The organism is Collinsella aerofaciens ATCC 25986, from assembly GCF_964239575.1.
GTDB lineage: Bacteria > Actinomycetota > Coriobacteriia > Coriobacteriales > Coriobacteriaceae > Collinsella > Collinsella aerofaciens_BQ.
Genome location: NZ_CAXSQQ010000004.1, coordinates 44203 through 61712, shown reverse-complemented (window position 1 = coordinate 61712; position 17510 = coordinate 44203). Strand labels below are relative to the sequence as shown.

Annotated in this window: 17 protein-coding genes and 2 tRNA genes; 17 read left to right on the top strand and 2 right to left on the bottom strand. The window is 60.9% G+C overall.

Annotated features, from left to right (window positions below; genetic code table 11):
- The 16 genes from ACESUZ_RS03730 (at window position 1) to ACESUZ_RS03655 (ending at window position 15586) form a co-directional block, all read left to right on the top strand.
- Window positions 1–1263 (top strand): molybdopterin molybdotransferase MoeA, encoded by a 1263-nt coding sequence (locus ACESUZ_RS03730; protein ID WP_373198563.1) that lies wholly within the window; start codon window positions 1–3, stop codon window positions 1261–1263.
- A gap of 10 nt (window positions 1264–1273) precedes the next feature.
- On the top strand, window positions 1274–1753 hold the full coding sequence (locus ACESUZ_RS03725) for a MogA/MoaB family molybdenum cofactor biosynthesis protein (protein WP_373198561.1): 480 nt from the start codon (window positions 1274–1276) through the stop codon (window positions 1751–1753).
- A gap of 203 nt (window positions 1754–1956) precedes the next feature.
- Window positions 1957–2829 (top strand): molybdate ABC transporter substrate-binding protein, encoded by an 873-nt coding sequence (gene modA / locus ACESUZ_RS03720; protein WP_373198559.1) that lies wholly within the window; start codon window positions 1957–1959, stop codon window positions 2827–2829.
- A gap of 68 nt (window positions 2830–2897) precedes the next feature.
- Window positions 2898–4340, top strand: coding sequence for a molybdate ABC transporter permease subunit (gene modB / locus ACESUZ_RS03715; protein WP_373198557.1), 1443 nt, complete (start codon window positions 2898–2900; stop codon window positions 4338–4340).
- A gap of 3 nt (window positions 4341–4343) precedes the next feature.
- Complete coding sequence (locus ACESUZ_RS03710; RefSeq protein ID WP_138112235.1) at window positions 4344–5414, top strand: sulfate/molybdate ABC transporter ATP-binding protein; 1071 nt, start codon at window positions 4344–4346, stop codon at window positions 5412–5414.
- A gap of 429 nt (window positions 5415–5843) precedes the next feature.
- Window positions 5844–7127: a double-cubane-cluster-containing anaerobic reductase gene (locus tag ACESUZ_RS03705; protein WP_373198555.1), complete on the top strand. Its 1284-nt coding sequence runs from the start codon at window positions 5844–5846 to the stop codon at window positions 7125–7127.
- 154 nt (window positions 7128–7281) lie between these two features.
- Window positions 7282–8445, top strand: coding sequence for a double-cubane-cluster-containing anaerobic reductase (locus ACESUZ_RS03700; RefSeq protein ID WP_373198553.1), 1164 nt, complete (start codon window positions 7282–7284; stop codon window positions 8443–8445).
- Between the two features lie 155 nt (window positions 8446–8600).
- Window positions 8601–9365, top strand: coding sequence for an acyl-CoA dehydratase activase (locus tag ACESUZ_RS03695; RefSeq protein ID WP_055286143.1), 765 nt, complete (start codon window positions 8601–8603; stop codon window positions 9363–9365).
- 70 nt (window positions 9366–9435) lie between these two features.
- Complete coding sequence (selD, locus tag ACESUZ_RS03690; RefSeq protein WP_373198551.1) at window positions 9436–10485, top strand: selenide, water dikinase SelD; 1050 nt, start codon at window positions 9436–9438, stop codon at window positions 10483–10485.
- Between the two features lie 59 nt (window positions 10486–10544).
- On the top strand, window positions 10545–11171 hold the full coding sequence (gene yedF / locus ACESUZ_RS03685; RefSeq protein ID WP_373198549.1) for a sulfurtransferase-like selenium metabolism protein YedF: 627 nt from the start codon (window positions 10545–10547) through the stop codon (window positions 11169–11171).
- A gap of 19 nt (window positions 11172–11190) precedes the next feature.
- Window positions 11191–11442: a putative Se/S carrier protein gene (locus ACESUZ_RS03680; RefSeq protein WP_117847551.1), complete on the top strand. Its 252-nt coding sequence runs from the start codon at window positions 11191–11193 to the stop codon at window positions 11440–11442.
- Window positions 11439–12578 carry an aminotransferase class V-fold PLP-dependent enzyme gene (locus tag ACESUZ_RS03675; RefSeq protein ID WP_138112246.1) on the top strand — a complete coding sequence of 380 codons (1140 nt, stop codon included), beginning with the start codon at window positions 11439–11441 and terminating at the stop codon, window positions 12576–12578. Before ACESUZ_RS03680 ends, ACESUZ_RS03675 begins: the two co-directional genes overlap by 4 nt.
- Before the next feature lie 67 nt (window positions 12579–12645).
- Window positions 12646–14004, top strand: a complete 1359-nt coding sequence (brnQ, locus tag ACESUZ_RS03670; protein ID WP_373198545.1) for a branched-chain amino acid transport system II carrier protein — start codon at window positions 12646–12648, stop codon at window positions 14002–14004.
- A gap of 91 nt (window positions 14005–14095) precedes the next feature.
- Window positions 14096–14172 (top strand) — tRNA-Pro (locus ACESUZ_RS03665).
- A gap of 6 nt (window positions 14173–14178) precedes the next feature.
- Window positions 14179–14252, top strand: a tRNA-Gly gene (locus ACESUZ_RS03660).
- 332 nt (window positions 14253–14584) lie between these two features.
- Window positions 14585–15586 carry a hypothetical protein gene (locus tag ACESUZ_RS03655; protein ID WP_373198543.1) on the top strand — a complete coding sequence of 334 codons (1002 nt, stop codon included), beginning with the start codon at window positions 14585–14587 and terminating at the stop codon, window positions 15584–15586.
- A 141-nt stretch (window positions 15587–15727) separates the two neighbouring features.
- On the opposite strand, the gene ACESUZ_RS03650 is transcribed toward ACESUZ_RS03655, so the two are convergent.
- Both ACESUZ_RS03650 and ACESUZ_RS03645 read right to left on the bottom strand, forming a co-directional pair.
- Window positions 15728–16204: a type II toxin-antitoxin system VapC family toxin gene (locus ACESUZ_RS03650; protein WP_373198540.1), complete on the bottom strand. Its 477-nt coding sequence runs from the start codon at window positions 16202–16204 to the stop codon at window positions 15728–15730.
- Window positions 16197–16520: a type II toxin-antitoxin system RelB/DinJ family antitoxin gene (locus tag ACESUZ_RS03645; RefSeq protein ID WP_373198537.1), complete on the bottom strand. Its 324-nt coding sequence runs from the start codon at window positions 16518–16520 to the stop codon at window positions 16197–16199. Before ACESUZ_RS03645 ends, ACESUZ_RS03650 begins: the two co-directional genes overlap by 8 nt.
- 429 nt (window positions 16521–16949) lie before the next feature.
- On the opposite strand from ACESUZ_RS03645, the gene ACESUZ_RS03640 reads away from it, so the two are divergent.
- Complete coding sequence (locus ACESUZ_RS03640) at window positions 16950–17468, top strand: 4Fe-4S dicluster domain-containing protein (RefSeq protein WP_373198535.1); 519 nt, start codon at window positions 16950–16952, stop codon at window positions 17466–17468.
- Window positions 17469–17510: the final 42 nt, after the last annotated feature.

Here is a 17510-nt window from a genome sequence, read left to right as displayed (position 1 = left end):
ATGGCAGAGAAACTCATTCCGCTGGATGACGCACAGTCGATTGTCCTGTCGCACGTTGCTCCGACCGATCTCGTCGAGATTCCCGTGTGGCAGGCCGCCGGTCTTCCCCTGGCCGAGGACGCGGTGGCCGATATCGACATCTCGCCGTTTGCCAACAGCGCTATGGACGGATATGCCGTGCGCTCGGCGGACTTGGCGCAGGCATCTGGCGAGGCGCCGGTGACGCTCGATGTTATCGGACATGAGGCCGCGGGTCATGTGTTTGGGGACGCAATCGGCGCGGGCGAGACGGTCCGCATCATGACGGGCGCGCCGGTGCCCGAGGGTGCCGATGCCGTGGTGAAATACGAGATCGTCGACGTGCTCGACGGCGATGGTAACGAGGGGTCGCACGTTCGCTTCTCGGCGCCGGCCAAGGTGGGGGAGAACGTTCGCTCTGCCGCCGAGGAGGCCCATGCCGGCGATGTTGTGATGCACGCCGGCGAGGTCGTGGCTCCGGCGGGCGCGGGTCTGCTGGCAAGCGCCGGATACGCGAGCGTGAAGGTGCACGCTGCCCCTCGTGTGGGCATCATCTCGCTGGGCACGGAGCTGGTCGCACCGAGCAACGTGCCGTCGCGCGGGCAGATTCGCGACTCCAACTCGTCGGCGTTGATGGCCGAAGCGCTCGATGCCGGCGCCGAGCCCGTGTTCTACGGCATTGCGCCCGATGATGAGCAGGCGATTGCCGAGCTGGTTCATCGTGCCGTGCAGGAGTGCGACTTTGTCATTACGAGCGGCGGCGCCTCTTCGGGCGATTACGACTATGTGACGGCGCTGGTCAGGCGCGAGGGCGAGGTGCTGTTCGATCGCATCTCGATGCGTCCGGGCAAAGCCATCACGTTTGGTCTGCTTGGGGACAAGCCATATTTGGGGCTTTCGGGCAATCCCGCGGCGGCGTATGTGGGCTTTGAGATGCTTGCCCGCCCGGCGATTCGCAAGATGCGCGGCTTTTCCGAGGGCGTGCGTCCCGTGCAGCAGGCGACGCTCACACACGGCGTGAAGAAGCGCCAGGACCGACGCTTCTTCGATCGCGCCACGGTTTTGCGCGACCCCGAGACCGGTGAATTGTTGGTGACCGAGGCCAAGACGCAGAACTCGGCGCTGCTTGGAACTATGCAGCGTGCGAACTGCCTGTTGCGTATTGACGAAGGACCGTGCGAGCTCAAGGTGGGAGATGCCGTGGACGTTGTGCGCGTCGACCTGCCCGAGGGAACGGTGCTATAGGAGGAACGCTATGGAGTTGAAGATATCGATCGTGACGTGCTCGGATACGCGCGACTTTGCCCAGGACGAGGCGGGCGCTGCCCTCGAGGAGCTCATCGTGGCGCAGGGCTGGACGGTCGCCTCGCATGTGGTCGTGCGCGACGACGCCAGCGAGATCGGTGATGCCATTGTGGAAGCCGCCGATGAGTGCCACGCCAATGTCGTGCTCACCTGCGGCGGCACGGGGCTTTCGATGCGCGATGTGACGCCCGAGGCGACGCGTGCCGTCTGCGACCGCGATGTGCCGGGTATTGCCGAGGCAATCCGTGCATACTCCATGACCAAGACGCGCCGCGCCATGCTCTCGCGTGCTATTTGCATGCAACGAGGTCATACACTTGTCGTAAACTTTTCCGGTTCTACGAAGGCCGCCCGCGAAAGCTGGGAGGCCATAGCGGACCAGCTGGAGCATGCGGCTCAGATGACAGCGGGCGGCGGACATACCAACTAAGCGGTTTACCTGCGGCGGGGCGACCTTATCGGTCGCTCCGCTTTTGTTTTCCGCCGAAGCGACACCGAGGTGCACGGTAACTTGAAACTATATTCTCTGGAGAGAATAATTTCTCATAATCATTATTCGCGCAGAAGTATAATCTGATTGCAGATTAAAGCCCGCGGTGGGGTACCCGGGCACAAGATCCGAAAGGGTTGAATATGTTCGATTTGGTTTCTCGCCGCGGATTCGTCTCACTTTCTGCTGTCGCCGCTGCCGGCCTTGGTCTTGCCGGTTGCTCGGGCAGCAAGACGTCCGAGCCGGCCGGATCCGATGCAGGTTCTGCTAAGGCATCTTCCAAGAAAGCTGTCGAGCTGCAGGTCTTTGCCGCCAACTCGCTCGAGAAGGCCCTGCCCGAGGTTCAGGAGCTCTACACCGGGCAGACCGGCACCACCTTTGCCGACACGCAGTTTAAGGCCTCCGGCGACCTCGTTGAGCAGATGCGTGCCGGTGCCGCCGTCGACGTGCTCATCACGGCCTCCAAGGGCACCATGGACGACGCCGAAGCCGCCGAGCTCGTCGATGCCGACACGCGTGAGGACATGTTCGTCAACGACCTCGTGATCATTCGCGCCGAGGGCTCCGATACTAAGGTCGAGGCCATCGCCGACGTCGCGAATCTGGACGGTAAGATTGCCATCGGCGACGCCAAGACCGTCCCTGCCGGAAAGTACGCCAACCAGGCGTTGGCCTCCGTGGGCCTCTACACCGGCACCGAGGGCGACGACGGTGAGTATGCTCCCGAGATTGCCGACAAGGTCGCACTGGCCGATAAGGTGGGCACCGCCGCCGCCTATGTGTCCACAGGCGACTGCGTGGCTGGTTTTGTCTACAGCTCCGACATCTTCCGCTACGACGGCATCGAGGAAGCCTTTGTGTGCCCCGAGGACTCGCACAAGCCCATCGTGTACCCGGGTGCCGTTGCCGAGAGCTCCGAGCACGCCGACAAGGCCAAGGCGTTCATCGACTTCTGCCTGACCAACAAGAAGGCCCAGAAGATTTGGGCCAAGTACGGCTTTGAGCTTTCCGCGTAGTGCGGCTTGGCGCGATAATTCCATCGTTTTGTTTTTCACTTCGTCCTTGTATTCGCTTGGAGCTTTTCGTGCTTAATAGATTCCGCATGCTTGTCGCCTGTGCTTTGACCTTCGCGCTTTGCTGGGTGCCGGGATTTGCGTTTGCCGGGGACGCTGAGCACGGGGCCCAGGTTGCTGCGACCGCTCATGGGCTTTCCTATGGGATCGAAGGTTTTGAGCGGTTGGCCAAGGGGACCGCTCGTGCCATGGAGGGCCAGCCTGAGGGCTACCGGTTTCCCGTTGACGAGGACGTGGACCTTGTAGTGGCGCCTGCCGCCGATCGCGTTGTGGTGTGGATATCGCCCAAGGCGGTCGAGAAGTATGGGTTGGATCCGCAGGACAACGAGTGCGTATCGGGTCTCAAGGCCCTCGTCTGTGAGCTCGACAGCGCAAACTGCATGGGAGGTGCGCAGCTGGGGGACGTGAATCTTCCTTGGTATGTCACGGCGGAAACAACGTTTGATGCCGGCGGGTATACCTATAGCTTTGACGAGCGCGGTGCGGATGGGGACCGCTATGTGGTGATTGCATCAGCCTCGGGTGATGCCAAGGGCGGCGCGCGTTGGCTTGATAGCGCTCAAATGGTAGAGGCATCGTCTGTCGTGTTGCGGGATGAGCAGGGCCCCTTGACCTCCTTGGCCTCCTTTTTGGGCGACATCGACTATCGTCCGTTTTGGGTGTCTATCAAAACGAGCGGCCTCGCCCTGCTGATCTCCTTTGCGCTGGGCCTGTTTGCCGCATGGAAGACCATGGGTACTACGAGCCGTATCAAGGGCCTGCTCGACTCGGTCTTTACCATCCCTATGGTGCTGCCGCCCACGGTTTGCGGCTTTCTGCTCCTCATGCTGTTTGGTCGATCGACCGGGGTCGGTCGGTGGCTTATCGCGCATGGCATCTCGATCGTCTTTACGTGGCCCGCGGCGGTGATATCCGCCGTGGTGGTGTCGTTTCCCCTGGTCTACCGCACGGCGCTCGGAGCCTTCGAGAGCCTCGACACGCAGATGCTCGATGCGGCACGCACGCTGGGCTGGTCCGAGCGTCGCATCTTCACCAAGCTCATGATGCCGCTTGGCTGGCCCTCGATTGCCGCCGGCACGGTGCTCGCCTTCGCGCGTGCCATGGGCGAGTTTGGCTGCACGCTGTTCTTTGCGGGCAACTACGCCGGTATTACGCAGACCATCCCCATCGCCATCTACTTTGAGTGGATGGGCGGCAACACCTCGGTGGCCCTCTTTTGGGTCGCCGTTGTGATTGTGTTTAGTTTCCTGGTCATCCTGTTCATCAACATGTACACCGCGCATTCGCAAAAGTATCGCGAGCGGGGCCTTTCGCGTGCGAAGCACAAGCAGGCCAAAGAGCTCGCCGGACAGGGCGATTCGCTCGACCCGGTGGGCGGCGACGCCCTGCGTATCGATCGCGAGGCGCTGGCCGAGCTCATGCGCGAGGATGCCGCTTCGCAGGGAGGTCGATAGGCCATGTCGCTCGTTCTGGATATTAAAAAGCGCTATCCCGGGTTTATGCTCGACATGCAGCTTGAGGCCGGCGAGGAGCGTGTGGCGCTGCTCGGTGCCTCGGGTTGCGGCAAGAGCTGCACCTTGCGCTGCATTGCCGGTGTGGAGACGCCCGACGAGGGCAAGATCGTCGTCAACGGCGTGACCTTTTTTGACTCGGCGGCGGGCATCAACCTGTCGCCCCAGGAGCGCAAATGCGCCCTGCTGTTCCAAAACTATCAGCTGTTTCCCAACATGACGGTGGCCGATAACGTATGTGCCGGCGTAAAGGACGCGGGCGACGCCGCGGCGCGTAAAAAACTTGCCGAGCGCTACCTGGGCATCTTTGGCCTAGCCGATTTTGCCGACCGCTATCCCGCGCGCCTCTCGGGCGGTCAGCAGCAACGTGTGGCGCTTGCCCGTATGGTGGCGGCTCACCCGGGCATCTTTATGTTCGACGAGCCCATGAGCGCACTCGATTCCTATCTTAAGAGCGCCCTCGAACAGAACATGCTCGACCTGTTCGATGTATGCAACCGCACCGTGCTCTATGTGAGCCACGACATCGACGAAGCGTGCCGCCTGTGCCAGCGCATCTGCGTGATGCACGACGGGCATGTTGAGGAGATCGGCTCCGTCGAGGACGTGGTCCGCCGTCCGCAGACGCTGGCGGCGCTGCGCCTGACGGGCTGCAAGAACACAAGCCGGGCGCGCAAGATCGGCGACGAAGAAGTTGAGGCGCTCGATTGGGGCATGACCTTTAACGTGGGTCGCGAGGTTCCCGATAATGTGGCGTACCTGGGCATTCGCGCGAGCTACTTCCATGTGGACAACCGTGCCGAGCGGGGTCGCAACAGCTACGACCTGCACGTGGCGCGCGTGAGCGATTCGCGTTTTGAGCGCCTGGTGCTGTTGGATGCGCCGCGGGCCGATGCGCCAACGCGTCTGCAGTGGAAGGTCAACAAATTGAGCGTACCAGCGGATGGGTTACCGCAAGAAGGCGAGACCCTGCGTATGCATTTTGATGCCAGCAGGATCCATCTGGTTTGTCGGTAGCGCCGGGTAATGCCGTCGGGGATATAAGTCTCGGCGGCTTTGTCTTGCCGTTCGCCTAATGGGGAATGACAAACTCTTATCAACACAGATAATTATTTATTAAACGGCGGCACACGACGCTGTCGTACGAATGTCAACGGTGTTCGCATGGTCGACGACCGTTGATATAGTTGACCTTAACTTGTAAAGGAGGACGCGCACATGCCGCAGACGACATACATTCGCCGCGTTGCCGCGCGCGCCCTGTATATGGCTCGGAGTCGCATATGAGCAGGTATGTTCACGGCTCCGGGAGAGACGACGCACAACTAAATAATCGACCGCAAAGCAGGTTCCCCAAAATTCCGGGTTTAGGCACGGCTGGGTTTTCGCCGCCCACCGTGCAGCAATACCGTAGTTATCCGTATTTGGTTCGAGAGGGGAACCGTCATGGCTGAAGAATTCGATTTCCATCCGATGTGGGAGAGCCTCGGCATGAATCTTGCCGATCACGACATGCTGCTGGGCGCTGTGGGCCAGATGTACGGCGATATGTTCCTGACGCAGAACAATCGCCCCAAGTCCACGTCCTACCTGGATTTTGTCGCCACCAACATCCACAGCGGCCGTATTAAGGAGATGCTCGACAAGAAGGAGGCCGGCGAGGCCACCAAGATCGTCGGTTCGTTCTGTGTGTACGTGCCCGAGGAGATCGTGCTTGCCTGCGATGGCATCCCCGTTGGCCTGTGCTCGGGTGCCGACTGGGCGACCGACAAGGTCGAGGAGCATCTGCCGCGCAACACCTGCCCGCTCATCAAGAGCTTTGCCGGCTTTAAGCTGGGCGAGGTCTGCCCCTACATTGAGTCGAGTGATCTGGTGGTGGGCGAGAACACCTGCGATGGCAAGAAGAAGGCCTACGAGTTCTTTGCCACGCAAAAGAACATGTACGTCATGGATATCCCCAACGTGCACGACGAGTCGACGCTCGTGACCTGGAAGGCCGAGGTTAAAAAGCTTGCCGCCAAGATCGAGGAAGAGTGCGGCGTCAAGATTACGCCCGAGCGCCTGAAGGCTGCCATCCACGCCGTCAACGAGAAGCGTCGCGCCCTGCAGCGTCTGGCTGCCACGCGCGCTGCCGATCCGGCGCCCATCAGCGGTCTCGACAGCCTGCTGACCGTTCAGGCCGCCTTTATGGACGACACGCCGCGTCTGACCGGAGCCATCAACGAGATGGCCGCCGAGTGCGAGCAGCGCGTTGAGGCCGGCGAGGGCGTGGCGCCCAAGGGGGCCAAGCGCATCCTGTACACCGGCACGCCCATGGCCGTGCCCAACTGGAAGCTGTTCAACCTTATCGAGAAGGCCGGCGGCGTTGTGGTAGGCGAGGAGTCCTGCACGGGCTCGCGCCACTACAAGGACCTGGTCGACGAGTCCGGTGAGACGGTCGACGAGATGCTCGACGCCATCGCCGAGCGCTACTTTAAGATTAACTGCGCCGTCTTTACGCCCAACGATCAGCGTATGAAGGACATTGTCCAGATGGCCAAGGACTTGCATGCCGACGGCATCGTCGACGTGGCCCTGCAGTTCTGCACGCTCTACGAGATGGAGTCGTTTGCCGTGGAGAAGGCTGCCGAGGAGGCCGGCATTCCGTTTATGCACATCACGACCGACTACGCCGGCGAGGATGCAGGCCAACTGCAAACCAGGATTGAGGCTTTCTTGGAAACCATTTAGGGGTATCCGTCCCGGCGGCTTCCCCAGGCACCCGATCTTGCCGTTCAAACCATCGTTTGCGTACCAAAGTACGCGGCGCTTCTCTTTCACGGCAACCTCGGGCACCTGGGAAAGCCGTTTCCTTGGTTGGTCAAAAGGTTTGTTAAGGAGTTATATGTCGGAAAATATGGAGCAGCCGTTGCCATCCACGTTTGAGGAGTTCAACGAGCAGCGCAAGGCGGCGTTTATTCGTGTCAAGGATTACAAGCAGGCGGGCAATCGTCTGGTCGGCTTTTTGTGCAACTATACGCCGCTCGAGATTATCGATGCCGCGGGCGCCTCGAGCGTGGCCCTTTGCGGTACGTCCGATGAGGTGATTCCCGAGGCCGAGAAGGTGCTGCCGGCAAATCTGTGTCCGCTCATCAAGTCGACGTATGGTTTTGCCTATTCGCAAAAGTGCCCGTTTACGTACTTTAGCGACATGATCATCGGTGAGACCACCTGCGACGGCAAGAAGAAGATGTACGAGCTACTCAACGAGCTCAAGCGCACGCACATTCTGCATCTTCCGCAGGGTCGCGATCGCGCCTACGAGCGTGAAGGCTGGTACGAGGAGTGCTGCCTGCTCAAGGAGGAGCTCGAGAACTTCTACGGCATCACGATTACCGACGATGACCTGCGCGCTGCCGTCCGTCGTCGCAACCGCTTGCGTGCGGCCCAGCTCGAGATGTTTGCGCTGCAGGCCAACCAGCCGGCGGCCATGAGCGGCGTCGACCTGATGAGCACCATGTTTGCCGGCACGTTCAGCTTTGATATCGAGGCCTATACGCAGCAGCTGGAGCAAAAGGTTGCCAAGCTGCGCGAGGCCTATGACGCAGGCGAGCGCCCGGTCGCGGCGGATGCCAAGCGCATTCTGATCACCGGCTGCCCGGTAGGCGGTGTGATCAACAAGATCGGTCGCACCATCGAGTCCAACGGCGGCGTGGTCGTGTGCATGGATGACTGCTCGGGCGAGCGTACGGCCGCCATGATGATCGACCCGGACGCGCCCGACATTCTGCGCGCCATCGCCGACCGCTACCTGGATATCAACTGCTCGGTCATGACGCCTAACGACGGCCGCATGGAGAACACACTGACCATGTGCGAGAAGTACCATGTCGATGGCGTGGTAGAGAGCGTGCTACAGGCCTGCCACACCTTCAACGTTGAGAGCGCGCGCATGCAGGAGGCTGTCGAGGGTGCGGGTATTCCGTATATGAAGATCGAGACCGACTACAGCAACGGTGACATGGGCCAGATCGAGACCCGCATCGCCGCCTTCATCGAAACCCTCTAGCTTCCTCAGGCACCGGATCTTGCTCCTCAAACCGTCGCTTGCGTACCCAAAGTACGCTGCGCTCCTCTTTCGGGGCAATCTCCGGCACCTGAGAAACCTAGAGCTAAGGCGCCTGAACGTGCCACTGTCTTTGATGTTTAGATTGGGAGAGAGCCATGATAGGGATCGGGATCGATATCGGGTCTACGGCGGCTAAGGCTGCTGTGGTCGACGGGGAGGGTTCGGTGGCGTGGACGTGCGTGCAGCCAACCGGGTTCTCCTCGGTCGATGCTTCCGAGCGGCTGCGCGAGGCACTGGCAGCGGCGGGTTATGACGTGGCTGCCGACGACGTGCGCGTGGTCGCGACTGGCTACGGCCGTGTCGCCGTGCCCTATGCGCACAAGGTCGTGACCGAGATCACCTGCCACGGTACCGGTGCCGTGCGCCTGTTTGGCGATCACGGCACGGTGATTGACGTGGGCGGCCAGGACACCAAGGTCATTCAGCTTAAAAGTGGCCGCGTGGCCAAGTTCGCCATGAACGACAAGTGCGCTGCCGGTACGGGGCGCTTTTTGGAGATCATGGCCGACCGCCTAGGCATTTCCCAGCAGCAGATGGCTGACCTGGCGCGTTCCGGCGAGCCCACCAAGATCAGCAGCATGTGCACGGTGTTTGCCGAAAGCGAGGTTATCAGCCTGATCGGTCGCGGTGAGCCGCGCGAGAACATTGCGCGTGGCGTGATCGACAGCGTGGTCTCGCGCGTGGCGACCATGGCCGGGCAGGCCGCGGGCGCCCCGTACTACCTGACCGGTGGCCTGTGCGAGAACGCCTTCGTGGTGGAGCGGTTGGGCGAGCTGCTGGGGTCGCCGGTGACCACCTCGCCCCAGGCTCGCTTTGCCGGTGCCATCGGCGCGGCGATTCGCGCACAGGCGCTCAATTAATGCATCCGCCGCAGGCTCGCATTCATGCGTATACTGGGAGAAAATGATTGACCGATGAGAGGAGGTATCGATGGCTGACGATCAGATTAAGCTCACGTCTATGACTGCCGCGAGCGGTTGAGCCGCTAAGTTGGCTCCCGGAGCCCTCGCCCAGGTCCTGGGCGACTTACCCAATGTGCATAACGACAACCTGCTCGTGGGGTTCGATACCTCCGACGATGCGAGTGTCTTTCGTGTTGGCGAAAACCTGGGCCTCGTGCAGTCCGTCGACTTCTTCCCGCCGATGGTCGACGATCCCTATCTGTTCGGCCAGATCGCCGCAGCCAACTCGCTGTCGGACATTTACGCCATGGGCGGGCGGCCGAGCCATGCCATGAACTTGCTGTGCATCCCGAGCTGCCTGGGCGTCGAGGTCGCCGGCCAGATTCTGGCAGGTGGCGCCGACAAGTGCGTCGAGGCGGGTTGCTCCATCGCGGGCGGTCACACCATCAACGACGACGAGCCCAAGTACGGCCTGTCCGTGAGCGGTTTTGTCGCGCTCGACCGTATGCTCGCCAACAGCGGCGCGCACGTGGGCGATGTTCTGCTGCTGACCAAGGCGATCGGCTCGGGCATCATCACCACGGCCATTAAGGGCGAGCTTATCGAGCAGGACGAGGCCGCAGCCATGTTTGACTCGATGCGCGCCCTCAACGAAGCCCCGATTCGTCTGGCCGAGGGACTCGGGCTTCACGGCTGCACCGACATTACGGGCTTTGGCCTGATCGGGCATGCGTGCGAGATGGCCGAGGGCTCGGGCGTGCAGGTTGAGCTTGCGTCGGGGGCGGTGCCGCTCTTTGACCAGGTGCTCGACATGGCGCGTCTGGGCATTATCCCCGCGGGCTCCTACCGCAACCAGGACTTCTTTGGCCCGCGCGTGGCTGCCGACGAGGACCTGGAGCCGGGCATGCTCGACGCGCTGTACGATCCGCAGACCTCGGGCGGCCTGCTTATCGCGGCACCTGCTGCCGATGTGGATGAGCTTGCGCGCCGTCTGCATGCCGAGGGGCGCGTTGCCGCCGTTGTCGGGCGCGTGTGCGAGGCGGAGCCGGGCGGTCCTGCCGTTCGCGTTGTGCATTAAGGAAAACCGTTTATGCGACCGCCTACCGTTCTGGGCGGTCCCTTTTGAAAGGAAAAACTATGTCTACCAAAATTGAAGTCAATGCCATGGGCGATGCCTGCCCGCTGCCCGTCGTCAAGACGCTCAAAGCCCTGAAGCAGCTCGATGGCGAGGGCACAGTCGTGACCTCGGTCGACAACGAGACCGCCGTCAAGAACATCTCCAAGATGGCGCAGGAGAAGGGCTGCACGGCCTCAGTCGAGAAGGTTTCTGACGCTGAGTGGCGCGTGACCGTCGCGACCGCCGGTGCCGTGGCCGTTGCGGACCCCGAGCAGGACGGCGCTGCTTTCTGCGACGGCAGCGCCGGCAAGGGCAAACTTGTCATTTCCGTCTATACCGATTGCATGGGCCGTGGCGACGACGAGCTGGGCCACAAGCTCATGAAGGCGTTTGTCTTTGCCGTGACGCAGCAGGAGGAGCTGCCCGCGACTATGCTTTTCTACAACGGCGGTGCCAAGCTCACCGTCGAGGGCTCGCCGGTGCTCGATGACCTGAAGGGCTTGGCGGAGCAGGGTGTCGAGATTCTCACCTGCGGTACCTGCCTCGACCACTATGGCATTAAAGACCAGCTTGCGGTGGGCGAGGTCACCAACATGTACGTGATCGTGGAGAAGATGGAGCAGGCCGCGCGCGTCGTGCGCCCGTAGCGTATTGGTTGGAGTTGCCATGAGGGAGAAGCGCCCGGCGCTTGTCATCACGTTTCCCACCACGGCGGCCGCCATGGGTTGCGAGTCCCTGTGCATCGAGCGCGGTCTTCCCGGGCGGACGATTCCCGTGCCCGGGGAGGTCGCTGCCGGCTGCGGTTTGGCGTGGAAGGCGTTGCCTGCCGATGAGGAGCTGCTGCGCGGCGAACTCGCCGCGGCGGGCGTTCCCACCGAGGGCTTTACGGTGATCGACATGTGGGAGGTCGTGCGATGATCTACCTGGATAACGCGGCGACGACCATGCACAAGCCGCAGGCGGTCATCGACGCCGTGACGCAAGCGATGTGCTCGCTCGGCAATGCTGGGCGCGGTGCCACCTCGGGTGCGCTCGATGCGGCACGTACCATCCACGGCTGCCGCGCCAAGCTTGCGCGCTTGCTGGGCTGCCCGCGTGCTGACCATGTTTGTTTTACGCCCAACTCCACCGCGGCGCTCAACACCGTTATCAATGGCGTGGTGCGCCCCGGCGACCGCGTGGTCACGACGGTGCTTGAGCACAACTCGGTGCTACGTCCGCTCAACCGCTTGGCGGCAGAGCAGGGCGTGACCGTTGAGCATGCGGGCTGCGACGCGAACGGTGTGCTCGACTACGACGAGCTCGAGCGGTTGGTCACGCCGGGCACGCGTGCCGTGGTGGTGACGCACGCCTCCAATGTGACCGGCAACGCGGTCGACATTGCGCGCGTGGCTGCCATCGCGCATGCGGCCGGCGCGCTGGTGATCGTCGACGCCTCGCAGTCTGCCGGCGCGATGCATATCGATATGCAGGCCATGGGGCTCGACATTGTGTGCTTTACCGGCCATAAGGGGCTCATGGGACCTCAAGGCACCGGCGGCCTGGCCGTGGCGGAGGGCATTGACGTGGCTCCGTGGGCCATGGGCGGCACGGGCGTGCACAGCTTCGATGCGCTGCAGCCGCTTGAGTGGCCCACGCGCCTTGAGGCGGGCACGCTCAACGGTCATGGCATCGCGGGACTTTCCGCTGGTCTCGACTTTATCGAGGCCCAGGGTGGGGTCGAGGCGATTGCTGCCCACGAGCGTGCGCTCGCTGATCGCTTCCTTGCCGGTGTGCGCAAGATTCCGGGGATTAAGCTCTACGGTGCCTTTGACCAGCAGGCGCGCTCTGCGATTGTGTCGCTCAACGTAGCCGATATCGACTCTGCCGAGATTTCGGACGCGCTCATGCAAGGGTGGGGGATTGCGACGCGCCCCGGTGCCCATTGCGCTCCGCTCATGCACCGCGCGCTGGGGACCGAGCGCCAGGGCGTCGTCCGCTTCTCGTTTGGGTATTTCAACACGGACGAGGAAGTCGACACCGCGATTGACGCTTTGCGCGATTTAGCCTGCTAGAGCGTATATACTTGCGGGACGGGTCTTTTGCCCGTCCCGTTTTTGTTTCGACCCGAAAGGTGTGCATATGGCCTCATCCGCTCCGCGCGGTTTGCGCTCCGACCATGTCGTTACCGTCGGCATTGCGCTGTTCTCGATGCTCTTTGGCGCCGGCAACCTCATTATTCCGCCGCTGCTGGCGCTGCAGGCTGGTTCTGCCACGCCGGTCGCCATGCTCGGCTTTCTGATTGCCGCCATCGGCCTGCCCGTCATGGGTTTTATCGCCGTGGCACTTGCCGGAACGGCGCGCGAGCTTGCCGGCCGCGTGCATCCTAAGTTTGGCGAATTCTTCGTTGCGGCGGTCTACCTGGCCATCGGCCCGTGCCTGGCTATTCCGCGCACAAGCTCCACGGCCTTCGAGATGCTGGTGCCGCTGCTGCCCGAGGGCGTTTCGCTCGGCACGGCACGTCTGGCGTTTGCCATCGGGTTCTTCATCATCGCGTTTGCGCTCACGCTGCGCCCGGGTGTCATTACACGCGTACTCGGTCGCATTACGGGCCCCGCGCTCATTGCGCTCATCGTACTGGTCGTGGGTGCTGCCGTGATCTCGCCACTGGGACCGGCTGCCGCGCCTCAGGCTCCCTACGATGCAGGCGCCGCCGTGCAGGGCTTTCTGACTGGCTATCAGACCATGGACCTGCTCGCATCGCTCGCCTTTGGCATTATCATCGCCGAGACCATTCACGAACTGGGCGTTACCGATGACAAGCGCATGGCCTTCGAGATTTCGCGTTCCGGTGTGATCGCCGGCGTGCTCATGGCCATTATCTATTGCGGCTTGGCCCTTGCCGGTATGCAGCTCGGCACCGTGATGCCCGACGCCACCAACGGCGCTGCAATCCTTGCTCGCTCGGCCTCCATGCACTTTGGCCTTGCCGGCACGGTCGTGGTCTTCGCCATCTTCTTCCTCGCCTGCATGAACGTGTGCATTGGCCTCATTAGTTGCTGCGCGCGCTATTTCTGTGAGACGTACGTGGTTGAAGGGGGAGCGGAGGCCTCCGAGGAGGCCATGCGCCGCCCCTTCGCGATCCTCGCCTTTGTGTTCGCGGCGTTTTCGTGCCTGCTCTCCAACGTGGGCCTCGACGTGATCCTCATGTTCTCGGTGCCTATGCTCAACGCCTTGTATCCCGTTGCCATCGTACTGGTACTGATGGGCCTGGTGCACGGCTTTTGCGACGCTCATCCGCAGGTGTGGGTGTGGGTCGGCGGCGTGGTTGCTGTGCAGAGTGTGATCACCTCGGTCCGCGATGCGTTCTTTGCGGGCGCGTGGCTACCGTTTGATGTTCTTCCGCTGGCGGATATCGGTGCCGCGTGGGCGCCGGTTGCCGTGGCGGCGTTTGTGATCGGTTTGCTCCATAGTCGTTTTGTCGCACATTCGAGGAGCTAAGGCATCAATGCTTGCACAGGCGGGGAGTCTCCCCTATAATTTCCTTCGCTTTGGGACACGCAAGGTTTAGACCTTAGCTGCTCAACACCTTCGGGACGTGGCGCAGTTTGGTAGCGCGCCTGCTTTGGGAGCAGGATGTCGCAGGTTCAAATCCTGTCGTCCCGACCATATCTTGCGGGCGTAGTTCAATGGTAGAATCCCAGCCTTCCAAGCTGATGACGCGGGTTCGATTCCCGTCGCCCGCTCCATAGGATAGTTTTAACGGCTTTGGCTCTATTTGGTGCCAGAGCCGTTTTCATATACATGCCGGGACCCCCATCCCCTCCTAAGTTGCGGTGAAATACGGACTGTTTTCCGGCTTTTATGGCCCATGTAGTCCGTATTTCACCGCAACTATTTGTAAGGTTGGATTCCGATGCCGTTGGGAGGGTCGTAGCGACCGTCTACCGAGAGTGTAAATATTTTTTGAACCTCTGACCTGCGACGTCAAGCTTTTGGTCAGCTTTTGGCAAGGCCTACGGACGGAAGCATGCGATAGCGTAATGGTATTCTCTCCGCCGTGACGGTTATGGGGTTGGCCATGCTCGATAAAGGCAAACATATTCCGCAGTCATATGCAAGGATGCTATTCTCGGCCCTTGGAATTCATCAAGATGGACAGCTGCTTATAACAATTGATCCTTGGGATGAACGCCGTGCGCGCGAGCTTATGCAGGAAGAGCTCATGCTTCGTCTTTACAACCATGTGTATGCGGATCCGGTCTATTGGAATAATCTTGGGGTTGAAGATCGCATCTTTCAGCTGGCATCCGCTATTGCGGTCGTTGAACCGGATGCTGTGTTTTGCGGATCGACGGCAGCGCTGCTCTACGGCATCGGCTCTGCGTATACGCTACTGGATAAAGTGCAAGTGCTGCTGCCGCGGTCTACAAGGCGTGATACGTATGAGTTCGTTGAATACAAGCGCTGGCGGGCGGGCGAAGTGTGGCGGCTCGGTCTGTTTACGCTGACGGATCCGTATCGAACGGTTGTTGATATCGCCCGAACGAGCGCCTTTCGCTATGCGCTGGGCTATGTCGATGGCTTGGCCCGTGAGTACGATGTCGAACGCGAAGAGCTGCGAGCATATGCGCAGGCAAATTGCCGAGGGCTGCATGGCATCGCGCGTGCTTTTGACGTTTTTGAGCATATGGACTGCAGGTCAGACAATGGCGGCGAGTCCGAGGCGAGAGCAGCGATGATTCTCGCTGGGGTTGCCGCGCCTGAGCTTCAAGTTGAGATAACGCGACCGGGAAACGCTGGTTATTATCTAGCAGATTATGGCTGGCAGATGCCAGACGGATCATGGACGCTGGCAGAGCTGCATGGGCTGGGTAAGTTTGAAGACGAAGCTCAAGATGATCCAGAGCAAGCGGCGGCAAAAACCTATCGAGCGGCCCTCATGCGCGACGCGAACCTTCGTGCCATGGCCCACAACGTCATTCATTTCAAACTTTCGGACACCTACGACGTAGAATCGTTCGGTGCCATGATGCGCGGTTACGGCATTCCGACAACAAAACCCTACGCCGACTCCCGATAGCGAAATCGTTCGCAGCCAACCTTCAATAAGTTGCGGTGAAATACGGACTGTTGAGGCCTTTAAAGGCATGAAACAGTCCGTATTTCACCGCAACTTAAGAGGGGATGGGGTTGAGGGACGGGCGATGCCGTTGCCTGTCGGTTAGTGGCGACCGTGGTGGCGGAGCTTGTCGATGGTGGAGTCGGTGCTTCGGCTGCGGGCTTCGGCGGCGCGGTCGCGGGCGTCGGCAGCGGTTTGGCGCTTGCGGCGGTAATCGATCATGCCTTGGATGATGGGCTTGCCAAAGCTCACGACATCATCGTTGTAGATGGCGGTTCGGGCTGCGAGGAGGCAATCGGTAAAGTCCATATGGGTCTTGCCAAAGAGTTTGACGGCAAGGGCGACAACGGTGGGCTCGTCGACCATGACGTCATCGAGCAGCTTGGTCATGGCCGACGCGATTTCAACTCGGGGAACCTTATAGACGTCGCGCAGCGTGACCACGACGCGCGTGATGATTTCGGGGTAGACGCGAGCGGTGCGCGTGGCGATGACCTTGGCGGCGCGCGGCGACAGGACCTCGTCGTCGTTAAGCAGGTAGCGCAGGATGACGGTCTCGTCGATGATGGTGCTACTCATGGATATCTACTTCCTCGGGACCCAAAACCGACTCGTCGCTTTCTGTGGCTAGGTATTCAATCCAGGCATTGCGCTCCTCGGAGCGGCGATTGGGGTCCCCATATGCTTTGAGCAGTCCATAGGCGGCCGTGCCGTCCTTGGAGCGCACGGCGACCGGCTGAAAGGGGAGCTTGCGCATCAAAATACTCTGCGCGACAAATAGACAGACAGCCTCGGCGAGCGATGTGCCCATTGCGTCGTAGAGACGCTCGGCATGCTGCTTGTCTTCCTCGCGAATGCGCACCTGCAGGATGGCTCGTTTTTGAGTCGATGACATCACTGGCCTCCCTTAATGAGCGTGCAATTTGAATAGTCAAATACAACATCGGCTAATAATAGCCAATCTTACAACCACTACTTTATTGCACTAGAGTAATTGAGTGTAAACGATATTACAAACGTACTACATCCTTCAGAAACGAGCGTGAAATCTCCCTTGGATGTACGCATGTAATACACTCACCTTTATAGCTTCTAGAGAATAATTCCAACCTGCCAAAACCCCTGCAATACACCCGTATTGCAGGGCCTATGCTCAAGTTTGCCACCTGCAACTGCGTATATTTCACCTGTATATCGTTGGAGGAATTCTATCGAAGTGCCTGTTTCGCCGCATGCACTCGATACGCCGATGCCGGACCACGGGCGGTCCGGGGCAACGTCGACAGGGTCTCTCCGGCATGGGATTCAGGAGGGAGTGAACAACATGGGCAATAAACGAGTCGTAGCCGATTCCTCACGCTGCATTGGGTGCCAAACCTGTATGGCGGCGTGCATCGAGGCGCACGACATCCCCGGCAACATCGTCGCGCCGCGCCTGCGCGTGACGCGTACGTACGAGATCTCCGCACCGGTGGCTTGCCATCACTGCGAGGATGCCCCGTGCGCGAAGGCCTGTCCTACGGGCGCCTTGTTCTTTGATCCAAAGAACCATCGTATAGGCGTCAACGAGGACAACTGCATCGGCTGCAAGAGCTGCGTCATGGCATGCCCCTTTGGCGCCGTGAGCGTGGCGACCACGCAGGTTCCGGTCTTGATGGGCGACGTTCGCGTGGGTTCGCAGACCAAGAGCTTCGTGCTCAAGTGCGACCTGTGCGTGGACCGTCCCGGCGGTCCGGCGTGTGCCGAGGCGTGCCCGACCAAGGGCCTCACCCTGGTTGACGAGGAGCGCCTGGCAGAACTGACTGCCGAGCGTGCCCGCGCCACCACCGAAAACGAGGCGTAAGCGTCGGGCGACAGGCCCAATGATTGTCAAATAAGTACCGAG

What these genes read in the sequence shown, in the direction of transcription:
- ACESUZ_RS03725 (WP_373198561.1), top strand. Translation starts at nt 1,274, where the DNA reads ATGGAGTTGAAGATATCGATCGTGACGTGCTCGGATACGCGCGACTTT.
- ACESUZ_RS03650 (WP_373198540.1), bottom strand. Translation starts at nt 16,204, where the DNA reads ATGAGTAGCACCATCATCGACGAGACCGTCATCCTGCGCTACCTGCTT.
- ACESUZ_RS03705 (WP_373198555.1), top strand. Translation starts at nt 5,844, where the DNA reads ATGGCTGAAGAATTCGATTTCCATCCGATGTGGGAGAGCCTCGGCATG.
- ACESUZ_RS03730 (WP_373198563.1), top strand. Translation starts at nt 1, where the DNA reads ATGGCAGAGAAACTCATTCCGCTGGATGACGCACAGTCGATTGTCCTG.
- ACESUZ_RS03645 (WP_373198537.1), bottom strand. Translation starts at nt 16,520, where the DNA reads ATGTCATCGACTCAAAAACGAGCCATCCTGCAGGTGCGCATTCGCGAG.
- ACESUZ_RS03675 (WP_138112246.1), top strand. Translation starts at nt 11,439, where the DNA reads ATGATCTACCTGGATAACGCGGCGACGACCATGCACAAGCCGCAGGCG.
- yedF (WP_373198549.1), top strand. Translation starts at nt 10,545, where the DNA reads ATGTCTACCAAAATTGAAGTCAATGCCATGGGCGATGCCTGCCCGCTG.
- ACESUZ_RS03695 (WP_055286143.1), top strand. Translation starts at nt 8,601, where the DNA reads ATGATAGGGATCGGGATCGATATCGGGTCTACGGCGGCTAAGGCTGCT.
- ACESUZ_RS03640 (WP_373198535.1), top strand. Translation starts at nt 16,950, where the DNA reads ATGGGCAATAAACGAGTCGTAGCCGATTCCTCACGCTGCATTGGGTGC.
- ACESUZ_RS03655 (WP_373198543.1), top strand. Translation starts at nt 14,585, where the DNA reads ATGCTCGATAAAGGCAAACATATTCCGCAGTCATATGCAAGGATGCTA.
- ACESUZ_RS03700 (WP_373198553.1), top strand. Translation starts at nt 7,282, where the DNA reads ATGTCGGAAAATATGGAGCAGCCGTTGCCATCCACGTTTGAGGAGTTC.
- modA (WP_373198559.1), top strand. Translation starts at nt 1,957, where the DNA reads ATGTTCGATTTGGTTTCTCGCCGCGGATTCGTCTCACTTTCTGCTGTC.
- brnQ (WP_373198545.1), top strand. Translation starts at nt 12,646, where the DNA reads ATGGCCTCATCCGCTCCGCGCGGTTTGCGCTCCGACCATGTCGTTACC.
- ACESUZ_RS03710 (WP_138112235.1), top strand. Translation starts at nt 4,344, where the DNA reads ATGTCGCTCGTTCTGGATATTAAAAAGCGCTATCCCGGGTTTATGCTC.
- ACESUZ_RS03680 (WP_117847551.1), top strand. Translation starts at nt 11,191, where the DNA reads ATGAGGGAGAAGCGCCCGGCGCTTGTCATCACGTTTCCCACCACGGCG.